Raw genomic sequence first — 20,228 nt, forward strand, 5'->3', positions numbered from 1 at the left:
ATAGTTTACACAAAAATCATTCAATATATAAGCGAGGATACTATGGAACGAACTAACTGGAAAACCGCGGTCGCTTTCCATGGCCATGAATGCCCAGGACTAGCCATCGGCGTTCGCGCCTGTGAAGCGGCTATGAGCCAGATGAATCTCGATAGAGCCGCTGATGAAGAGCTGCTTTGTATCTCTGAGACCGATGCTTGTAGCATTGACGCCGTCCAGGCTTTGACCGGTTGCACCCTAGGAAAAGGCAATCTCATTCTTAAGAACCGGGGCAAGCAAGCGTTTACTTTTCTAAATCGGAGCCGCAAGGAAGCCATGCGCTTTTACCTAAAGCAGGACTCAGGAAGGCGCTCCCGAGAAGAATTCTTAGACTATCTACTAACGGCACCTCTAGAAGAGCTTTTCCTCTGTCAAAGAGTGCCCTTTAGGGAGATACCGAAGGCTAGACGCTTTCCTTCTGACACCTGTGAATGCTGTAAGGAAACCACCGGCGAATATTGGCTACGTCTAGAAAATGGCAAGAAGGTCTGTCTAGACTGCTTTACTAACTACGAAAGAGAAGAAGATGAATGAAGAAAATACTAGCACTTATCCTGGCCCTAACCCTCCTTATCACCGGCTGTGCTCCTGTAAGTAGTGGCAAAGCCAAAGAAAAGGAGACACGAACCATTACCGATAGCAGCAAACGGAAGGTAGAAATCCCCGAAAACGTCCAGACAATCGTCTGCTTAGGAGTGGGCGTCCTGCGCTTTACTACCTATATGGATAGTCTAGAGCTTGTGGTGGGCACAGAACAAAACGAACTGGAAAAGACCCTTTCCAAACCATACAACTATATAAATAACGAGTACCTTAACACCCTTCCCGTCATCGGCGACAACAGCGAAGCCTACGAGGAAGAGATTATAACGGCAGCTCCCGATGTGATTATCACCTCGAACACGGGTGACTTTGCCGACACCCTTCAGGAAAAGCTGGCGATTCCCGTAGTGACGATTCCTTTAGTGGATAATATGTTTGATAGCACCTGTCTGGAAACTATCAGCCTGCTAGGTGATGTTTTTCAAAAAAAAGAGCGCGCTCATGAGCTCACCACCTATATTCAGGACCTAAAGGCTGACTTAACACTACGCACTGCCACCTTAATGGATGAAGATAAGCCCACGGCTTATGTAGGCGGTGTGTCCTTTAAAGGCCTTCACGGTTTTGAAGGTACGGAAGCTGGATATTCGCCGCTAACAGCTATCGGCGCCCGTAACATCGCCGATGATACGGGGCAAAGCGGTCCCTTTAATATGGACCTGGAAGAAATTCTAAAAAGAGATCCGGAGATTATCTTTGTCGATCACAACGGCTTGGCGCTAATGACAGAGGATTATGAAAAGAATCCTGATTATTACCAGTCCTTATCCGCCTTTAAGAATGGCCAAGTATACTCTCAGATTTCTTTCCGCTTTAGTGCGGTTAACATCGAGCTCGCCCTAGCTGACGCCTATTACGCTGGCACGGTGATGTTCCCCCAGCTCTTTACTGATATCGATCCTGCAGTAAAAGCCGATGAGATCTTTGAAACCTTTTTAGGCACCCCGCTTTATGACGAATTTGTCGCCAACGACGTAGCCTTTGGCCCTATCACTTGGGAGAAATAATATGACCTATGAGAAACAGAAAGTTAGAAATTCACTGGCTTTGCTTTTGATGATTGTCTGTCTGGGCCTGATGGCGCTGATCGCTCTGCGAGCAGGCTCCTATGACATCACCATAAGCGAGCTTCTTTCGGCTTTCTTTGGCAAGGCCTCTAGCGATAGCGCCACCCTCGTCATCCGCAATATGCGCCTGCCGAGAGTCCTAACGGCTATCGTCGGTGGCATGGGGCTTGGCGTTAGTGGCTGTGTCCTGCAAGCAGTGCTACGCAATCCCTTAGCTTCTGCTTCTACCATCGGCATCTCTCAAGGGGCTTCTTTTGGCGCCTGCTTTGCCATTATTATCTTAGGGGCTAGCACCAGTAAGACGGCCGTTCTTAATACGTTTTTAAGCGGTCGCGCCTTAGTAACGGGATGCGCCTTTTTATTTAGCTTAGCGGTGGCAATCGCCGTTCTTTTACTGTCTAGATTTCGCAGCATCGGTCCTCAAAGCATGATTCTAACGGGTATTGCCTTTAGCTTAATGTTTCAAGGAGGCACCACTTTGCTTCAATTCTTTGCTAGCGAGACCGAGCTTTCTACCTTTGTCTTTTGGACCTTTGGCGACCTTAGCCTAACGGACTATAAAGACATCTCGGTTATGTTTATCATCGTTGCCTTATCGCTCCTCTTTTTCTGGCTAAACCGCTGGAATTATAACGCCTTAGAGACAGGGGAAAATAACGCCATAAGCGTGGGTGTCAGCGTAGCCTCTCTGCAGGTCGTCAGTATGCTAATCTGTTCTCTAGTAACCGCCGTTATTATTGCTAACCTAGGCACAATCAGCTTTATCGGGCTAGCCGCTCCCCATATTGCTAGAGGACTGACAGGAAGCAACCATAGCTTTACCTTACCAGGCTCTGCTCTGGCAGGCGCTCTGCTCTTACTACTTGGCGACTTAATTTCACGAACGATTATCTCCCCTGTGGTTCTACCAATTGGTGCGATTACCGCCTTCCTTGGCGGTCCTCTCTTCGTCTATCTGATTCTAAAAGGAGGCAAACAGCGTGCTACAAGTAGATAACCTATCTTTTCAATACAAACGGGGAACTCTCATTCTCGATGAGCTCGCCTTTAGAGCTAACGCTGGTGAGTGTCTAGCGATACTAGGCAATAACGGCGCCGGTAAAAGCACCTTGCTAAAGTGTCTCAATAAGATTCTGCGCCCACAAACTGGCACCGTCTGCCTTGAGGAGACGTCGTTACTAAACCTTTCTAATAAAGAGCTAGCTAAGCACATGGCCTTTGTGGACCAGCAAAGTCCCGAAAGTCAGCTAAGCGTTTTTGATACGATTCTTCTAGGACGACGCCCTTATCTGAATTTCGTGGCATCAAAAAAAGACAAGGACCTAGTTCAGTCGCTTCTTAACGACTTAAACCTAGAAGACCTTGCCTTTCGCCCCGTAAATGAATTAAGCGGCGGGGAACGCCAAAAGATTATGTTTGCCCGGGCTCTCGCTCAACAGCCAAAAGTGCTACTAATGGACGAGCCTACCAGTAGCTTAGACCTGCGAAATAAGTGTGAGGTATTGTCTCTCACCAGAAAAGTCACCCAAGCCAAAAGCATGATTACCATCGTCATTCTCCACGACCTGAATTTGAGCTTAGAATACTGTGACCGGTTCCTTTTGATGAAGGATCATCAGATTTACGCTGCCGGCGACCAGTCAATTATTACTAGCGAAGCCATCGAAGCTACCTATGGTCTTCGCGTAAACGTCCATGAACTAGATGGACGAAAGCTTGTGGTGCCCATAGGTATCTAGATAATCTTAAAAATCACTAGCAAACAAAAATTGTAACAAAACCTCCATCTTTAGCTTGGACATATGATTTGTCCAATCGATTTCCAGAAGACTATTCACCTTGTCAATTCTTTTGCGAATAGTATTAATATGAGCGTACATTTTCTCAGCGGTGATGCTGTAATTCATATTATTTTCCAAGTAAATTTTTAGCGTATGCAAAAGCTCTGCATGCTTTTCATCCTGCATAAGCTCTCGGTACTCAGTAAGCAAGGTTTCCAACTCTTCCTTCGGAATGTCAATCCAGGTAAACGGTCCCAGCATTTCGTCATCTAGGATACGCTTCCTAGGATAAAATTGTCTTCCCATCTCCAGCACTTTTTGACATTTCTTGATGCTCTGCTTCAACCCGGGAAGTAACTTTCCTTCTCGCAAAAAGGCAAACTCTAACTCGACACCTTCAAGGCTTTCTTCCACCTTCGTTCGAAATTCCGTAATCATCTTTTCCAAAAACTCTTTTTCAAAACCATTCTTTTCTTGGGTTTGCATTAAAATGATTCCTTCGTTCTCATCGAGAAAGGCAACTTTAGCATCCTTAGAGATTTTACAGTTCTGGAAAATACGAAAATATTTATTTCTTTCACCACGGGCGCTTGTATCGCCCTTTTTCTGATGGAACAGAATGCAGATATAATAGGTATTCATGGATAGCCCTTGCTGTGCCGCTTGATAGAGAAGGCGCTCCGGATCTTCTCCGACGGAATTCATGACATAAAGGACAAAGTTTTCAAACCCAATATTCCCAACACTATTCGCGATGACAATCTGCTCATAAACTGCCTGCAGCAATAAATATGCAATTCGAACCGAATACTCATCATAATAATCCAGGAATTCTCGGGATTCCATCACCACAAAGTATGCCTGCAACACTCCCCCAGCATAAATTGGTATCAGAATCCAGCTCACACGAGGACTCTCCGGATTCTTATCGTCTACCATGCGAATCCGGGACATATGAATATAGTCGCATAAGGTGTACTGGGTATATTCCTGCTTTGGCTCCCAATAATCACTTTCATCTAGTCCATATGAATCTGATATTTTCTTAAAATTAGCCGAGCTATAATACCCTTCCTTTTCTCCCACATCATAAAGAAAGGCCGGAAAATTCATCTCCACCTCTACTGCCTGCAAAATCTTTTTTATTTTACGCACTCTATAAGTGGTGCTTGATAATTGAAAGGAATCATTTTGTTGTATTTGAAACCGCTTAATTGCTCTGTTCATTACAATGGTGTTCACCTGTTGCATAACATCCATATAGGCACTCTCAAACGGCATACTAATCAGCGGAATCTCATATTGATCAAAAAGGGCAATCATCTCTTCCGGTATTTTTTTTAGATGCCTCTCCCTTTTGATCATCATCCCCGCCGCTAGTTGCATGCTTCCTTCTTCAAATGCCTTTCGAATACAGTCAGGTTCCTTAGCAATCGCATATCCACTGGTAATAACCAATTCTTTTCCCTTTGACCATCGCAAGGAGTCTGGCGCATCCATAATCGCAATTCCTTGTAACTCTCTATGAAGACCTTTTCTGCCCGCGATTACATGAAAATCTTTAAAAAATTCTTGCGAAAGTAAATGTTGTATTGCAATTCCCATTTTCGTCCTCCTCGGTATAAAAAAAGTGTATCACTCATTTCTAAACATTGTCAAGAAACCGGTGATACACCTTTGTTGGTCTTCCTATTTATACGAACCCTGGTTATTCCTGATACATCGGCTCATAGCTCTTTTTCTTTTCGTCGAACTCTTTTTGGATTGCTTCACGAACCTCTGGCTTGGTATATAAATCATAGGCAATCCCAGCAATTACCTTGCCTGCATCCAAGGCCCCTTTTTCACCAATGGTACTTCCTGCTGAGGCTGTCGCCTGCCAAGTATGGGGGGCGACCCCCGTTGGCCAGCATGTAGTAGTGAACATACACATCGGCATAATCTGGCTCACATCTCCACTATCAGAGGAACCTGTCAACGGAATCTTCTCATACAGATTTCTCGGTTCTACTCCTACAGGCAATGGCGCTCCGTTCGTTCCCAGTAATTTATCCATTCTTTGCAGATTGGTTTCTATGACCTGATCATTTAGTTTCTTAGCAAACGCTACTTCTTCTGCCGTATAAACAGAAAGTTCCGCCTCTTTTAGATTTTCGTAAGTCAAATCCGCATACGCATGATTCTCCTGCATCTCACAACAGCCATAATCTACCTTCATTTCTACGGTGGTCTCCGTCATCAGCGCCGCTCCATCTGCTGCTTTTTTGACCCTCTTGATGATGTCTTTTACGTCAGAGATATATGGCGCTCTCACATAATACCAAGACCCTGCCCTTGGCGGAACAATATTCGGAGCAAATCCGCCACTGTCGGTTGTATAGTGGATTCTCGCCTGAGAAATTACATGCTCCCGCAAATAATTCACGCCTACATTCATAAGCTCTACTGCATCCAAGGCACTTCGTCCTACTTCCGGGGCAAAGGCGGCATGGGAGCTGATTCCCTTGAATTCAAAATGAACGGAGGCACTGGCCAGATAACCGCTATCATATACCATATTAGAGTTCATTGGATGCCAGCTAATGGCAAAATCACAACCATCAAACATCTGATAATGTGCCATCTTCACCTTGCCACATAAGAGTTCCTCTTCCGGACAGCCGTAGAAACGTACCGTTCCTGGCAATTTATCCTCTTCCAAAAAGCGTTTTATGGCAATGGCTCCAAGGGCGGCCGCAGTGCCTAAGAGATTATGTCCACAGCCATGTCCAGGAGCACCTTCTTCGATAGGTTCTTTTACGTCTGTCACCTTTTGTGACAATCCAGGAAGCGCATCAAACTCTCCTAAAATCGCAATCACCGGACTCCCTGAACCATACTCAGCATAGAATGCGTGTTCCATCTTCTCTTCATTAACAATTACAAAGCCTTCTTCTTTTAACATCTGGCGAAAATAATTCGCCCCCTCTTTCTCGGTGCCGCCGATTTCTGGCTGATTCCAAATCGTGCGACAGCTTTTTTGACACAAATCATCAAGGCTTTTTACAATTCCCTGTACTTCTTTCTTATTCACTGAAACCCCTCCCTAGCTTTTTGCTTTATTCTTTAAAGTTGCCAGCCCAATTAAAATACTTGCAAATACGCAGCCAAGTGTTCCGAGCCAGTTAGATGCTCCCGGCAACCAGTTAAACACGCCTAGACCAATAGCCGTATATAAAGTCACTGCAATTAAAACCATAACCAAACTGTGCTTCTCCATTTTCAGTCCAAACTGAACCAAAAGTGCTCCAAACAGTGCTGGAAGTAAATAATTAAGCGCGGCTTTTATCGAGTCTGGCAGCATGGATAAGACAGAACTTCCAAGGATGGCCCCAATCGTCAAGACAGCGATATTAATAATGATGGATACTGCCATACCAATGGTGGCAACCACAGAACCTTTCTCTGTCCCCGGCTCCACATCCGCCGCCACCTGGGCCATACTGGCACAGGGGATACGCATATTAGAAATATTCCCTGATAAAAAGGCCATATACGTTCCCGCCGGTCCTACTACCGGAAAATACGAAATCGGTTCTACAAACCAAAGTACACCAAACGCACTTGCACCACTGATAAATGCGGTTAATAACGCTGCCGGTTTTGGTACGAGTCCATATACTATCGCCAACATAACTGCTGGGGTAAACGCTAAGACGACACCAAGGTATCCCGTGATTTTACCGATTCTATTGACACTTGGCATATATTTATCTTTATAAAAATTTTCACTCATGCTTCTTATCCTCCCTCTAAATGATTGCCGTAATGATCATGGCGCCGATAATCGTGATTGTTAGTGACCATTCTTTTAACCAACCAATTTCCTTTTTATCTGCGAGCGTTGTTAATACAAACATAATAACCGCCCCCAAGATACAGGCAATGGCATTTTTGTTGGCTCCTGCCATGGCGACCGCATCGGCTTTCTGAATAAGGAAATAAATTGGTTTGGATAGATGACTTGCTACCATCGCTGAGAACACACCAATAATTGCGGCTGAGGCAATCGTCGTTAATGTTCCTGAATTTCCCTTCGAGAGCTTATGCTCGATTTTGTCCATTTTGTTTGCCGAGAATGTGGCAAAAAGTACCCACCCCACTGAACAGAGAATCATTGTCCAGACAGCCATCGCCAAGGCCTCTTTTGTCATTGGATCTGTGCCAAGAGTTACGCCCACGGCCGAAGTTCCTAGTCCTGCGGCAATTGACTCGAACATTACGGAACCAATCATCGAAAGTCTCATCCATCCGACTGGGGCTCCTACGGTAATTAGTAGCGAAAGCATACTACTTAAGACAACGATTGCTGGTCCTATTGAAGTCACCGCACTACTCTTTATCGCTTTCTTCATCTGTGTGTCTGTGAGACCCAGCTTTTTACCAGCCCCATACGCTCCTTTTGCAAATAGTATTGCCTGTATTACGACAAATACTACGGGAATTCCACATGCTATCCACATGGGCGCGCCATTTGCAATCTTCATTACATCCATCTTCTCTTCCTCCTTCGTTTTTCTCTTTCCCAAATATTCTAGATACATCATACTTTCTGGCGCAAAAATAAAAAATGAAAATATTTTCACTTTTAATCTTTTTTCGAAGAACAGTGAAAATATTTTCATTTTTGTTATGAATATTTGTTGTTTTTTACGCTGTCATAAATAAGTACAAGTAAAACAGCACTATCACTAGTATAATCGCCCCTAGAGCATAAAGTATTTTCTTCTTCATCCCGGTTCCTCCGTTTATTTGTCTACAAAAGTTATGGTGTATTCATTCAAATCATACACGTTACCAATAAAACCTCTTAACACTGTCTCGGCATTGCTCCGGGCATTTTCTAACAAACCATTGCTGATTGCATCCTCTTCAGCATTCTTCTTCATGCCCTTAAGCGCCTCGTTATTATCTTCAAGGCCAATCTGGGTGTAAATACTTTCATCCTCGTGATACACCTTAAAGGACTCGGTATCGAGATCGCTACTTAGGATCTTCGCTTCTGGAAGTTTGACCTCTATCTCTTTATTGTCCTTTTCGCTCCACTCAATCTCACCAAAATCATAACCGGCTTTGATAACGATATCGTAGCTATATACGTACTTGCTCTGGGTAAACGGGATTTTGATGTTGAATAGCTCTCTTGAGTTATCCGTCACATTCACCTCTGTGCAATAGGCCGACTGGGTTGCTAACTCGCCAATATCTTCAAACCCTAGCTTCGTGGTCTTACTCTCCGTAAGTCGGGACACCTGAAAGCCTAGCGCAAAGAACACCGCAACAGCTAAGACGATAGCAACCAAAATTACGATTTTTTTGAGCTTTTTACTAATTACCTTCTTTTTTTGTTCTTTCATACCTCATTCCTTTCTAATGCTTCATCCAAAGCTTCAATGTGAAGCTTTGGATGAAGCTTATAATTTATTCCTGTTATGATAATTATCATCAAGATGGCTACGTTATTCACGACTTAATTTTCATAATCAATGCACCGATATTGGTTGATTGATAATCAAAGTCGATTTTCGAAATTCCACCTGCATTCTTTACTGCCTGATCCACGTTTTTAATCATCTTCTCCAATTGTTCAGTATCAGCCTTAACATAATCCGTCTGCAAATGCCTACTCAGTTTATTTTTCAACACAGATTTTGAGTACAGACGAGGGGTTATTTCTTCAAAATGAGCCAGGAGCCACACTTCAAATGTCAAATTTGAGAAACCAACTTCAAACGCCTCATCTTTGGCTCGTTGAAACATTTTCTGCAAATCTTGATTAGAGAACTCATCCTTATCAAAGACCACAAATATTTCTGTCGTCCTGTCGCGTCTAAAATTAAAATCGTTTTGTACCAAGCGTTTTGCTTTTTCAATCCAAGTCTGGCCACTATTTTCCAAAACTACTGTTTTGATTTTTACATTAGATAGACGGAGCCTCTGACGCAAAAAATCAAAGTACTTCTGCTCTGTCTCTCCTTCAACAAGAATGAAGATTTTCCTTTTTTCCTTCTTCCCTTTTCTATTTCGTGCCATTCAAGCCCTCCGCGACCTCTAATAATACAGTCTTGTTGATAATCTGCGAAGCCCCAAATCGTCCTTCAAGATAACGTTTCTTATAGCCAAAATCGCTACGACGAAGAGCGTCATCCTCAAAGTCATAGATAGAGAATAATTCTGTTTCACCATATTGGTTCTTTTCCGCAAACCAAATCTGGTCTTGACGTAGGTGATAATCCATGAGTGACAGTTCATGGGTAGTTAGAATAAATTGATTCGTTTGCTTTTCATCAGTAAATACGTCGAGTAAAGCCTCCGCCAATTCGATATGAAAAGAACGATCAAACTCATCGATAAGTAAAACTTTACTTGCGTTTTCATTATGCAAAATATATAAGGCAAGGAACATGAACACTTTTGTACCTGTGCTTTCATTATTAAAGTGAATCTGAAATTCCCGTGTTTCTGATTGATGGGTACTATATACATCGTAAACTGTAGTATAATTCAACTCAGGATTTGTTTGAATTACTGGCCCACCTTCGCCAAGATCAAACTGAATATTCGGTTGCGCTTCTTTACGCTCTCTAACTTCCACGTCTGTAATATTGAAATCTGCTGCCCGAAGAAACTTCAGAAATTCCTTTTTAAAAATTGGCTCCGAAAGCGACTTGAATAGTACATTGGGAATTTGATCCGTATTGACCACAATCAAATCTTCTAGAAACCATGAATAAGCAATTTTCGCTTCCTCTACGTTATTGGATTGAGCAAAAAAAAGCACATTTTGATTCTTTCTAATATTTTTCTTTAGTGGTTGCAGCTGCGCTGGAAGAATTGCAAACTCCTGAGCTTGACGGTCAAAAACAATTTCTTCATTAACGCCAAGAATCTCTTTAGCAATTTCCAATTCATTGTATTCTATAATGTAGTCAAAACGTTTTTCATTTTTTAAAAATGATATCTTGAACGTAGTATTTTCATTATTATAGCCAAATGTATCCGTTGGTAATTTTTGAGATATACTGAGAGTGGGCTGCAAAATCAAATATTTTAGTACAGAGAGTGCATTTATTAAATTTGTTTTGCCATTCGCATTACCACCGAAAAGCACTGCTGTTTTGAGTAACTTTTCTTTACCTACCTCCATAACATTATTTTTATGCTTACGTACGTTCTTCCCCTTCTCCATTGAGAAGCTGTTTTCATTCTTGAACGATCTGAAGTTGGTGACTTGAAAATCAATTAACATAGCAGCCTCCTAATTAAATAAAACGAAAACTCGTTTTATTTAATTATAACGAGTTTTCGTTTTATTTTCAAGCAGGAATATCGTTTACAATCCCATTATTTCCTTCTTCTTAAAATCAAATTCCTCTTGAGATAAAATTCCGGCATCTACAAGATCCTTCAACTTCTTCACTGCCTCGATTTGCTCATCAAATGACATCTCTGGCCTTTGCGGTACTTGAGCTGCGGTTTGTGGGCTCATACCTTGAGCCATGTTCATGCCAAACAACATCCCTCCGCCATCACCTAGACCATTTTCTCTCACGCCTGCCGCAATCTGTTGTTGTGCCGCAATATCAGCCGTTCTTTGCGATACATTATCGTAAGCATTAATGTTCATTTACCATTATCGGCAATATTTCCAGCTTTATGCGTCGTTTTTCTGTTTTTTGCCGATAATTATTTCGTTGAAAAAATCTCACACATTATAGCTGATGTATTCCGGAAATTCTCCCTTTTCCTGATATTTCAAGAAAATATCGTTTATAATATGCAATGCCATTACATCAATATGCCACTCTTCATCCTGCAAGACAAGATTCGCATACGCCCCTATTCCCCTGCTCACATTACACTCATTCACTTACCGCAACGTTCGAGATGCCATACCTGTAGGGTCTTCTACAATTTCCCAACAAGCGGAATCCACAGTATATTCATACGCTGTAAATTCTTCATCATCAATAACACCTCTATATACGCCCTCATTAGACAGACACGGCCAATAATAGTAACGTCCCCTTGTTAAGCCACAAGGTGCATCTATATCGTCACCGACATATTTAAGAACAGACCAAACATCTTTGTTATTTAATTCTATTACACGCCTCTTAAAGTTATCCAAAAGCTTTCTATCACTAGCCTCTCTCAAGCTTTCTCTCTTTTTATCGAGATATGCATAATATTCTTCATAACTCTGATATCCATACGGTTCAAGTCCCTCTATACCACGCTCAGATAGCGTGTGCATCAACTCACTTGGATAATCAAAAACCTCGCTAGCTTCTATTCTACAGATCGGCAATAAATTATACTTTTCATGACCTTTCGGAATATATGGCATATCATCACCTTCTACCTTCATACCGCTAACTCATTCAATCTCCCACACAAAAGTAGCGGTATCCCTCACATCAATATCATCTGGCTCGATGTCGATAGCTCTTGCCATCATTGGCACGGCTCCTATTTTGCTGTCCTCCGCTATATCATATCTGGTGTCAGAATATATATTCAGTTCGCCCCAGTTATAGTCTATCGTAATCAGCTTGCCTAGTTTCACCTCAGAGGCTTCACAGAGCAGCTCTGCTTTTCTTTTTGCATTGGCAGTCGCCTCACGCAGTAGGGCCTCATTGATCGCTGTGGCATCTTTTACAGTAAAGGATATTCCGATTTCTGGATGTGCCAGACACTCAGCCACCGTAGACAACACTTGTGATAACCTCTTCATATCAAAGTCAAAGGATAACTTTAGCTGATGCCTGCAGACAAAGCCGTTAAACACTCGTTGGTAGTTACCTTGCTGATCTTTAAGGCTTTTGTAATCTGTATCCACGCTAAAATTCGTGGTTTTTAGATCATTCTTTTCAAAGCCAAGAGACATAAGACTATCATTAAGCTGTTCCAGCTGCTCTGCTGCCAAATCCATAGCCGCGTCATACTCTTTATCCTTTGCTTCTAGATTCATGGAAACCACCACGTAATCTGGCTTCGTAGATACATTTCCAACACCTTTAACTGTTATTATTCTTGTCATAGGTGACCTCCTTGTAAATCAAATCTTTCTCTATCTTTGCGAACCCTTGCTGCGGGGTGATAGAACTCATACATAGGAATTCGTTTGCCATTTACACATATCGTACAGCTATTAAATTTCCTATCCTCTTTAGTATCTCTTTTATACAAAAAGTGATCCTCATAGTTCTCCGACTTATACTTTTCCAACTTGAAGATAGCATCATAGTTCCCTAAGCAAGTAACCACCATCTTAGGGTTTAATTTCTTGAAACAGCTGTCCAAACGTCCCTTCAGAATAACAGCATCATTTATTGTTTTCTCATAGTTGAGGCTTGCCGTAGGACCGCCAGAACATGGATATACATTCATATATCCACATTTACCCAAATTGCTATGGGTATTCCCACCTGCTTTATCACCCATCAGTAAGTCTGCAAGTATACCTAACGTTCTGTAGTACTTATTCTCAATTTTCTTTTCATAGACACAATCACGAAACCAAACCCCTTCTTCCCCAGAGCTATTAGGTTCCTTGAGAATAAAAAGCACCTCTACTTCTTCCTTCCTATCACGCCCAATAAATCCTTCTCTTTTCGGGTTATACTCCATGTTCTTATCCATCATAATTCACCTTCGCCCTCATCATTTTTTTGAACTTCGTACCTTGTTGCGGCTTTTTCACCGCCAAACATATATAGATATTCAGCCATATACTTTGATGCGCTTAACCCTTCTTCCATATTTTTGTTTTCCACCGTAGCTTGATCTAGTATTTCAATGATATAAATAATCTATTTATTCTCGTCGCTATTTTGAGGAAGCGTCCGTACGTGTTTAATATGGCTCTTAAAATATTTGATAGATAAATACAATTATGAGAGACAATGGAATTCTTTCTATAGGTAACTTACATAAGGTAAGTCAGACAGATTTAATTAGTAAATATGTAAGCCGGCAGCCAACCTTATCAAAGAGAACTCCGACGCTGCACAGGGCTCTGTTTTATTTATCAACGAAGCATACTTCCTGTCTTTGATGAAGCGGCGACTTCGGGAACGATCTCTTTCCCCATAACCTCTTCGAAAAGGCAATTATGAAACAAGCCGCTTGCCCGGCTGCTGACTTTAAGGTACCTACCTCTCGCTTCAAAGACCCATTCTTCTTTGACATTAATTTGGTATCATATTTATCCGCTTAACCAATGTGAATAGACACCTCTGTCAACTTATCATTGCTACTAAAGCTAATAGAAAAGTCCTTTTTATAATAATGCTGTAACCGTTCATTTACAGAATATAACCCAAAGTTACGTCCTTTTTCAAAGGAAAATTTACCTTGATTTAGTTCATAAAGCTTATCTTCTGAAATTCTCTTTCCAGTATCTGCAACCACCATGAGTAGCCCCCTATTCCTCCTACTAACCTTTATACTTATTTGCCCATTACTATATCCTTCTGAGACAAATCCATGATTAAACGCATTTTCTACAATCGGTTGGAGAATAAATTTAGGAATCTTTTCTTTTTCTGTCCCAATCTCTACATCATACTCTAGCACCACACCATTACCATATCGTTTGTTTTGAATTATAAAATATTGCTCAATCATCAGAAGTTCCTGCTCAACGGTAACAAAGCCTGCATACTCTTTCAATTTTAATCGGTCTTGCAAAATCATTATCAAAGCATTGTTAACCTCGACAACATCTTTAGAACGATTTTTCAGTGCCAAATAATTTACTGAAAGCAACGTATTGTAGATGAAATGCGGATCAATCTGAGCAAGAATAAGGTCATACTCTAGCTGCTTATTTTCTTCAAACATCTGCTTTTCCGATAAAATATGTTGTTTGATTCTTTTTATCAAAAAATTAAACTGATTTACCAGTGTCTCCAACTCATCGTTTGATTCTGGTGATGGCAACTCATGCAAATTTCCTGTTTCCATTGTTTTCATGCTCTCAGATAGGTCGCTCAAGGGCTTGAGCATTCGATTAATCAATCGTGGGGTAATCACTAGTACTAAAATGATTAGTAAACCGCTTGCGACTAATACGTTTAAAATATTCTCTAATACAATTCTCACTAACTTCTCTTGTGAAATCCCGCAAAGCACTCTCCATGCTGTCACCTCTGAGTTCTTATTAACAAACACTCCCTTCTCCACTTCATTTTCGCCGATATTTGCACTGTCATTGGCTGCTGTCACCTCATGCAATACATCCCCTTGGCCATTAAGAATCATGCAGTACTCGGTAAAAATAGGCAAAGTCATCTCTTCCTTTAAAACGCCTGAAATATTAAATACCATGACTATATCAAAGGAACGCCCGTCCGAAAAGTGATTGTTTCCATAATAGTTACAATATATGTAATCCAAACCATCCGTCGCTCTATGGACGTATGGTTTCCCAAATCCCTTTGTCGTTCCTGTTCCTCTAAATCTTTCAAAATCCTCCCAGTCGATTACACCTTCTAGATTTATTCCTTGGCTTCCATAAAAAAGTTCGTTATCTTTTTTCGCTACAAGCACCACTTTCTTGATTCGGTTGTCGACATGTGATAAATTCCCTAAACGAAACGAAACTTTTTCATAGAGCGAATCCTGTTCCTCCTTTGTAGCATTCTCATATATTTCAAAGGAAGTTCTTAAAATATCATCGGTAAAAATCATATTACTACTGCTAATAATAACCCTGGATATTCCATCTATTTGTGTCACAAGATTTTCTGCATAAATTTCATTTTCTCTAATAACAATATCTCTATTACTTTGATATGCAAAAAAGAAAATCACAACTAATATTGAGGCATATATAATTCCCGTTATCCCCAATATTTGCTTGGTCAGTTTCGTAGCAATTCGACCTCGTACCATCAATTCCCCTCCATATTAGCGTACTCTTTCGGACTCATTCCTACCTCGTTAAGAAAAACTTGGCTAAAATACTGACTACTGCTATACCCAACCAACTCAGCAATTTCATGGACTCTCAACTCTCTTTCCTGTAAATATCTTTTGGCTGCTTCTATTCTCTTATTAGTAATAAAACCGCCAATAGTCATACCTGTTTCCTTCTTAAAGACCACGCTAAGCCTCGATATACTTAATTCTACTTTCTTAGCGATCTTCTCAACCGCAAGATATTTATCGCAGAAATGAAGATTAATATAACGAATAGCCATCGATACATCCTTAGAATACGTATTCTCTTTGCCTTTCCTCTTTGCCGCTACTGTCTTCAACGCAATTTCAGTGTATAACTCCATCATTATATAAGAGTCATTTGAATACTCTTCAAACCACTTCTCATCAAGGCGCAACTCTTCAAACGCAGTTCGATTTTTACTTTTTGCTATCTCCAATAACTTTATAAGAGCATTCAGAGGGCTTTGGTTGTTCTTACAACGCTCAATACTTTCCCACTCCCCTTTAATTTTATCTACAACACTTTCTTTCGTGTAATTCCCAAGTTCTTGAATCCACTTAATATCCTCTAGCTTGTTTTGGATATTTTCATACCTTACTCGTTCACCATGTACCTTTTTTATATATGCATTCCACTTATCTAATGAAATAAATCTATCCCCTTTATAAAATATCAGACTGTTCATATCTCTTGCAAACTCTTGATACACCAATCCCCACTTTTGCGCAATATCTTTTTGTTCTCCGTAAATCACATAATAACCCCCAAATGTCTTATACTGCTCTTCAATTTCCCTTCTCACTTCTTCAGCCCATGCTTTTTTCTGAAAGGCTGAAACAGGTCTATTTTCATTTATTAATAGTACTACCGAACTATTTGGTAATTCAAACGAGTAATCCACCAAAAAGTCTTGATATTTTTCCTTCTCTATACTTTGTATAAAATTATCATTTGCTTTTTTCATCTCAATAAAACGATTATTTATTTCCTGCTTATGTAAGCTCGAGAAAAAACAAATTCTAGGAATAATCATGTAAAAAAACATGTCTCGCTTCGGTAACTCTATCCCCCTTCTATCTGTTTCAGTATAGACAGAACCAAGAAAACAATCCTTTATTAAGTGTGTTTCACTTTGTTGCTTTTTAAAGACCTCTTTTGATAGTTCCATATACACGCTAGACATCTTACTTTCCAAATAGTCTTTGCTCAACTCCTGTTTAAGAAGATAATCGAGAACTCCTAAAGACAATGCACTTTTTGCATACTCAAATTCCGAATAAGCTGATAAAAGTATAAATTTTGTTTCTAACTCAAGTTCTCGCGCCATTTCGATTAGTTTAATTCCATCATTCCCTGGCATTTGGATATCCGTTATTACTAAATCAACTTTGTTTTTTTTAATAATCGAAATTGCTTGTCTTGCACTATTCGCCTTGCCAACTAGTTGGAATCCAAAATCTTCCCATATGATTAATTCGGTCAAATATTCCGTAGCCAATGGTTCATCATCTACAATAACTAATTTCAGCATACTTTCACCTCGTTACTTACAGTGTACCACAAAACGCGCCTATCACTAACTAAATAGCGATAGGCGCTAGGATTTCCTCTGATTAATTTGCTTTTTCAGCCAACTTCCCCTTTATATTTGCTCTCTTTTTTAACTCTACAAAATCATCTTTATTATTATTGACAATCAAAAATATAATTAAAAATACACCAATAATAATGTTTTGAACAGTTGCAGGCAACCCTGATGCCACCATTCCCAATGTTACGATACTCATCGTTAGTTCACCAATAAATACTCCAAAAATAGGATTACAAAATTTTGACAATGTCATACCAATAAAAACACCCATCATCGGCTTAAACACAATCGACATACTTGCAAGATTCTGCATCGGCACCATGGAACCTCCGTAACATAATTGCAAAACAGCAGCAATTCCCACAAAAAAACCACAAGTCAAAAAACAAAAAAATCGTACTTTCTTAACGTTAATACCTATATGCTTTACAAGATTCTCGCCATTTCCAATAGCTCGTACATGAAATCCAAAACGCGTTTTATTGTATAAGAAATAAGCAATAACTACACAGATAACACCAAGAATAATATTATAAGGTGGATTACCCAAAAACGTTTTATCACTAGGAAGCGTAAATCCACCTCCCCCCTTAAAGAGTGCTCCTGTAGCTTCATATACTAATGCCATCGCAATCGTTGTAACAATCGTTGGTATCTGCAAAAAATAGTACACAAGTCCCGTTATCAGATGGAATGCCAAGCCTAAAACTATTGCTGCAATAAATAGCACGACTACACCATATTCAATACCTAGGTATGCAGAAATTATCGCCACAAGTACCATTTCTGCACCTATACTAAAATCCCACATGTTCGATGTCAATATAAAACACAATCCCCACCCCATCACCGATGGAATAATCGTCTGCAAAAATATAACATATAGACTTTTAACAGAACCAAATGCCTGAGGTAATATTATTAAAAATATAAGATATACAAAACCCGGAAGTACCAAACTTTTAGCGATATCGAATATAAGCTTCTTTATTTTCATCTGTTTGTTCTCCTTAAGCAAATAACTATTGACGCCTTCCCATCACATCTTCCAAGCTATATGTATCCATGATTTCTTGCAACGCATCAACACTAAAGTCTGTATTATTCTTCTTAAGCATCTCTGCTAATTCAGATTCATTATATACCGGCGTATCACCTTCAAAGAATTCATAGTAGTTATTCACATCTTCCAGACTATATAAGTATATAAAATTAAGTGTCAAAGAAATATTATCATCTGCCAACGGTGTTCCATTTAAATAATTGAAAAGTACAACTGTGGTAAACATTGGGTCTGGAAAATGTCCGCCACAAACACCAGCTAAGATACCCTCTTCAAATGCCGTCTCCATACTTTCAATCTGATCCGGAAAATCTATACTTGAAACGAAAATTTCTCCAACTTTATCTGCTTGCTTTATTGCTTGTATCGCACCGCTAAATGCAGCAGGACCTCTTGACACAAACATAACTCCATCAAGATTTGGGAAACCCGCTATTGCGCTTTCCACCGCTTTTGTAGCATCATTTGCCTGTTCAACATCTCGTACTTCTGCCACCACTTTCATGCCAAACTCGTCGCAAGCTCTTGCTAATCCTTTTTCCCTCTGCTCAGCTGTCGTATCACCATTAGGCAAAGAAATAATCATCAATTCTTTACATCCTTTATCGGCAAGTGATTTTCCCATATTATATCCTGTTACTTCTTCATCTTCGTAGCAATTTCCCAAGTAAAATTTACTTCCCTCTACTGCCTCCTTAACCTCAGGGTCAAGAATTTGGCGGAAATATATCATAAATGGAACCTCTGCATCCTCACACATTTTAGCCACTTTTGGTAAAATAGCGTCACTAAACGGACAAATAGTAATCGCATCACATCCTGCTGATATCAAGTTCTCTACCGAAGTCACCTGCTTTTCTGGTGTCAAACCACTTACATCTACCATAGCACTTCCGCCCATATCCGCTGCTGCAGATTTTACTAGGTCCGTACATGCTTTTCCTAAAGAATCTGTAGAAGACCAGATTGAAATACCTACTTTAGGTTCTGCAGTTTTAGTTGTCTCTCCTTCATTTTCTTCACTGGACTTGTCGCCACCACAAGCTGTTAATGAAATCACCATCATTACACACAACAATACCGCTAATACTCTCTTTTTAATACTCATAATTATAGTCCTTCCTTTCTTCTTAACCTTTTCTTTTTTTTCTTGAATTTCCCGCTGCTAACCACACTGCTACAATAAAGATCAATCCCTTTGCCAATTGCTGATAATGCTCGTTGATTCCCCATAAAACCATGCCGTTCGACAATATCGCTAGCGTTAAAGAGCCTATTATCGCACTGCTAATTTTACTGCTCGACCCACCTTCAAGGGAAATCCCTCCAAGCACTAACGCCGTTAACACATCTGTTTCAAAAAACTTTCCTGTTGCTGTTGACGCTGCACCCGTTCTAACCAATACAAATATACTGCATATTCCTGCCGTAAAAGCTGATATCATAAATGCTACTATTTTATACTTATTAACACTTATTCCACTTTGCCTTGTCGCTTCTATACCACTTCCGATAGCTTTTGAATACTTGCCCACCGCTGAATACTCAAAGACAATATACCCAATAATTCCCACCACAATAACTGTAATTATCTTAAGTGTCAAATTGTCTAAACTGTACATACTAAAAGGTATTGGTACCGTCCCCGATTTTGTTGCTATAACAATTACTCCTTGAAGAACAAATTGCATGGCTAACGTTAAAACAAACGATTCCACCTTTAATTTTGCATGGATAAACCCGTTTATTAGCCCTATAGCAAGTGATACTCCAAGTGCCGTAATCACCATCGCACCAATTGACTTTTGTGATGCATATGCAGCAAAAGTCGCAGATACGCCCAGAATTCCACCTACCGAAAAATCTAAGTTTCCTTGAGCAACTACAAATGCACAACCTATAGCACCTACGCAAAGAGTAAACATCTGATTGATCAACAGCTTAACGTTCTGAATTGAAAGTAAGTTTCCATGTGATACAAGCGTAAAAAAAATAGTCACAAGAATCAAACCAGCAAAGGGGATTACTCTCGATAAATTTATCTTTTTGAAATTTACATCTGCTGCATTAGTCTTCATTTATCTTCACCCAC

At 40.3% G+C, this 20,228-nt stretch carries 21 protein-coding genes; 4 read left to right on the plus strand and 17 right to left on the minus strand.

Translation table 11 applies throughout. The features are described 5' to 3' along the window. Window positions 1-42 precede the first annotated feature (42 nt). Genes NHH16_RS09605 through NHH16_RS09620 form a run of 4 tightly spaced genes read left to right on the plus strand, consistent with a single transcriptional unit; the run spans window position 43 to window position 3,448 of the window. On the plus strand, window positions 43-573 hold the full coding sequence (locus tag NHH16_RS09605; RefSeq protein WP_262069381.1) for an FmdE family protein: 531 nt from the start codon (window positions 43-45) through the stop codon (window positions 571-573). Then, on the plus strand, window positions 570-1,649 hold the full coding sequence (locus NHH16_RS09610; RefSeq protein WP_262069382.1) for an ABC transporter substrate-binding protein: 1,080 nt from the start codon (window positions 570-572) through the stop codon (window positions 1,647-1,649). Before NHH16_RS09605 ends, NHH16_RS09610 begins: the two co-directional genes overlap by 4 nt. Window position 1,650: 1 nt before the next feature. After that, entirely contained in the window at window positions 1,651-2,706 is a 1,056-nt protein-coding gene (locus tag NHH16_RS09615) for a FecCD family ABC transporter permease (RefSeq protein WP_262069383.1), read from the plus strand. Continuing rightward, window positions 2,690-3,448 (plus strand): ABC transporter ATP-binding protein, encoded by a 759-nt coding sequence (locus tag NHH16_RS09620; RefSeq protein WP_262069384.1) that lies wholly within the window; start codon window positions 2,690-2,692, stop codon window positions 3,446-3,448. The genes NHH16_RS09615 and NHH16_RS09620 overlap by 17 nt, the downstream gene beginning before the upstream one ends. A 6-nt stretch (window positions 3,449-3,454) precedes the next feature. Here NHH16_RS09620 and NHH16_RS09625 read toward each other — a convergent pair whose 3' ends face one another. The 17 genes from NHH16_RS09625 to NHH16_RS09705 form a co-directional block, all read right to left on the minus strand. Continuing rightward, window positions 3,455-5,095, minus strand: a complete 1,641-nt coding sequence (locus NHH16_RS09625; RefSeq protein WP_262069385.1) for a PucR family transcriptional regulator — start codon at window positions 5,093-5,095, stop codon at window positions 3,455-3,457. A gap of 103 nt (window positions 5,096-5,198) precedes the next feature. Then, entirely contained in the window at window positions 5,199-6,563 is a 1,365-nt protein-coding gene (locus NHH16_RS09630) for an amidohydrolase (protein ID WP_262069386.1), read from the minus strand. 12 nt (window positions 6,564-6,575) lie between these two features. Beyond that, a complete protein-coding gene (locus NHH16_RS09635; RefSeq protein WP_262069387.1) occupies window positions 6,576-7,265 on the minus strand; it encodes a hypothetical protein in 690 nt (229 codons plus the stop codon). A gap of 16 nt (window positions 7,266-7,281) precedes the next feature. Next, on the minus strand, window positions 7,282-8,025 hold the full coding sequence (locus tag NHH16_RS09640) for a DUF5058 family protein (protein WP_262069388.1): 744 nt from the start codon (window positions 8,023-8,025) through the stop codon (window positions 7,282-7,284). A gap of 252 nt (window positions 8,026-8,277) precedes the next feature. Beyond that, window positions 8,278-8,886, minus strand: a complete 609-nt coding sequence (locus NHH16_RS09645) for a DUF4230 domain-containing protein (protein WP_262069389.1) — start codon at window positions 8,884-8,886, stop codon at window positions 8,278-8,280. 106 nt (window positions 8,887-8,992) lie between these two features. Further along, window positions 8,993-9,562: an RloB family protein gene (locus NHH16_RS09650; RefSeq protein ID WP_262069390.1), complete on the minus strand. Its 570-nt coding sequence runs from the start codon at window positions 9,560-9,562 to the stop codon at window positions 8,993-8,995. After that, window positions 9,549-10,778 (minus strand): AAA family ATPase, encoded by a 1,230-nt coding sequence (locus NHH16_RS09655; RefSeq protein WP_262069391.1) that lies wholly within the window; start codon window positions 10,776-10,778, stop codon window positions 9,549-9,551. The genes NHH16_RS09650 and NHH16_RS09655 overlap by 14 nt, the downstream gene beginning before the upstream one ends. 84 nt (window positions 10,779-10,862) lie before the next feature. Continuing rightward, window positions 10,863-11,156: an SHOCT domain-containing protein gene (locus NHH16_RS09660; RefSeq protein WP_262069392.1), complete on the minus strand. Its 294-nt coding sequence runs from the start codon at window positions 11,154-11,156 to the stop codon at window positions 10,863-10,865. Between the two features lie 78 nt (window positions 11,157-11,234). Then, window positions 11,235-11,384, minus strand: coding sequence for a hypothetical protein (locus NHH16_RS09665; RefSeq protein WP_262069393.1), 150 nt, complete (start codon window positions 11,382-11,384; stop codon window positions 11,235-11,237). A 15-nt stretch (window positions 11,385-11,399) separates the two neighbouring features. Then, window positions 11,400-11,900 (minus strand): hypothetical protein, encoded by a 501-nt coding sequence (locus NHH16_RS09670; RefSeq protein ID WP_262069394.1) that lies wholly within the window; start codon window positions 11,898-11,900, stop codon window positions 11,400-11,402. Between the two features lie 9 nt (window positions 11,901-11,909). Then, on the minus strand, window positions 11,910-12,572 hold the full coding sequence (locus NHH16_RS09675; RefSeq protein WP_262069395.1) for an SIMPL domain-containing protein: 663 nt from the start codon (window positions 12,570-12,572) through the stop codon (window positions 11,910-11,912). After that, a complete protein-coding gene (locus NHH16_RS09680; RefSeq protein WP_262069396.1) occupies window positions 12,569-13,177 on the minus strand; it encodes a hypothetical protein in 609 nt (202 codons plus the stop codon). The genes NHH16_RS09675 and NHH16_RS09680 overlap by 4 nt, the downstream gene beginning before the upstream one ends. 570 nt (window positions 13,178-13,747) lie before the next feature. Then, window positions 13,748-15,430, minus strand: coding sequence for a sensor histidine kinase (locus NHH16_RS09685; protein WP_262069397.1), 1,683 nt, complete (start codon window positions 15,428-15,430; stop codon window positions 13,748-13,750). Then, window positions 15,430-17,013 carry a response regulator transcription factor gene (locus NHH16_RS09690; protein ID WP_262069398.1) on the minus strand — a complete coding sequence of 528 codons (1,584 nt, stop codon included), beginning with the start codon at window positions 17,011-17,013 and terminating at the stop codon, window positions 15,430-15,432. The genes NHH16_RS09685 and NHH16_RS09690 overlap by 1 nt, the downstream gene beginning before the upstream one ends. 82 nt (window positions 17,014-17,095) lie before the next feature. Continuing rightward, window positions 17,096-18,070, minus strand: a complete 975-nt coding sequence (locus NHH16_RS09695; RefSeq protein WP_262069399.1) for an ABC transporter permease — start codon at window positions 18,068-18,070, stop codon at window positions 17,096-17,098. 25 nt (window positions 18,071-18,095) lie between these two features. Beyond that, the gene (locus NHH16_RS09700) at window positions 18,096-19,244 is read right to left on the minus strand and encodes a sugar ABC transporter substrate-binding protein (protein WP_262069400.1); all 1,149 of its coding nucleotides are present in this window, start codon (window positions 19,242-19,244) and stop codon (window positions 18,096-18,098) included. A gap of 22 nt (window positions 19,245-19,266) precedes the next feature. Then, window positions 19,267-20,214 carry an ABC transporter permease gene (locus NHH16_RS09705; RefSeq protein ID WP_262069401.1) on the minus strand — a complete coding sequence of 316 codons (948 nt, stop codon included), beginning with the start codon at window positions 20,212-20,214 and terminating at the stop codon, window positions 19,267-19,269. Window positions 20,215-20,228: the final 14 nt, after the last annotated feature.

Origin of the sequence: Ohessyouella blattaphilus (genome assembly GCF_024721265.1) — a bacterium.
GTDB lineage: Bacteria > Bacillota > Clostridia > Lachnospirales > Lachnospiraceae > Aequitasia > Aequitasia blattaphilus_A.

Bases quoted from the DNA above. Each gene is read 5' to 3' on its own strand.
- NHH16_RS09605 (WP_262069381.1), top strand. From the start codon at position 43: ATGGAACGAACTAACTGGAAAACCGCGGTCGCTTTCCATGGCCATGAA.
- NHH16_RS09610 (WP_262069382.1), top strand. From the start codon at position 570: ATGAAGAAAATACTAGCACTTATCCTGGCCCTAACCCTCCTTATCACC.
- NHH16_RS09615 (WP_262069383.1), top strand. From the start codon at position 1,651: ATGACCTATGAGAAACAGAAAGTTAGAAATTCACTGGCTTTGCTTTTG.
- NHH16_RS09625 (WP_262069385.1), bottom strand. From the start codon at position 5,095: ATGGGAATTGCAATACAACATTTACTTTCGCAAGAATTTTTTAAAGAT.
- NHH16_RS09635 (WP_262069387.1), bottom strand. From the start codon at position 7,265: ATGAGTGAAAATTTTTATAAAGATAAATATATGCCAAGTGTCAATAGA.
- NHH16_RS09640 (WP_262069388.1), bottom strand. From the start codon at position 8,025: ATGGATGTAATGAAGATTGCAAATGGCGCGCCCATGTGGATAGCATGT.
- NHH16_RS09645 (WP_262069389.1), bottom strand. From the start codon at position 8,886: ATGAAAGAACAAAAAAAGAAGGTAATTAGTAAAAAGCTCAAAAAAATC.
- NHH16_RS09650 (WP_262069390.1), bottom strand. From the start codon at position 9,562: ATGGCACGAAATAGAAAAGGGAAGAAGGAAAAAAGGAAAATCTTCATT.
- NHH16_RS09655 (WP_262069391.1), bottom strand. From the start codon at position 10,778: ATGTTAATTGATTTTCAAGTCACCAACTTCAGATCGTTCAAGAATGAA.
- NHH16_RS09660 (WP_262069392.1), bottom strand. From the start codon at position 11,156: ATGAACATTAATGCTTACGATAATGTATCGCAAAGAACGGCTGATATT.
- NHH16_RS09670 (WP_262069394.1), bottom strand. From the start codon at position 11,900: ATGAAGGTAGAAGGTGATGATATGCCATATATTCCGAAAGGTCATGAA.
- NHH16_RS09675 (WP_262069395.1), bottom strand. From the start codon at position 12,572: ATGACAAGAATAATAACAGTTAAAGGTGTTGGAAATGTATCTACGAAG.
- NHH16_RS09680 (WP_262069396.1), bottom strand. From the start codon at position 13,177: ATGATGGATAAGAACATGGAGTATAACCCGAAAAGAGAAGGATTTATT.
- NHH16_RS09685 (WP_262069397.1), bottom strand. From the start codon at position 15,430: ATGGTACGAGGTCGAATTGCTACGAAACTGACCAAGCAAATATTGGGG.
- NHH16_RS09690 (WP_262069398.1), bottom strand. From the start codon at position 17,013: ATGCTGAAATTAGTTATTGTAGATGATGAACCATTGGCTACGGAATAT.
- NHH16_RS09695 (WP_262069399.1), bottom strand. From the start codon at position 18,070: ATGAAAATAAAGAAGCTTATATTCGATATCGCTAAAAGTTTGGTACTT.
- NHH16_RS09700 (WP_262069400.1), bottom strand. From the start codon at position 19,244: ATGAGTATTAAAAAGAGAGTATTAGCGGTATTGTTGTGTGTAATGATG.
- NHH16_RS09705 (WP_262069401.1), bottom strand. From the start codon at position 20,214: ATGAAGACTAATGCAGCAGATGTAAATTTCAAAAAGATAAATTTATCG.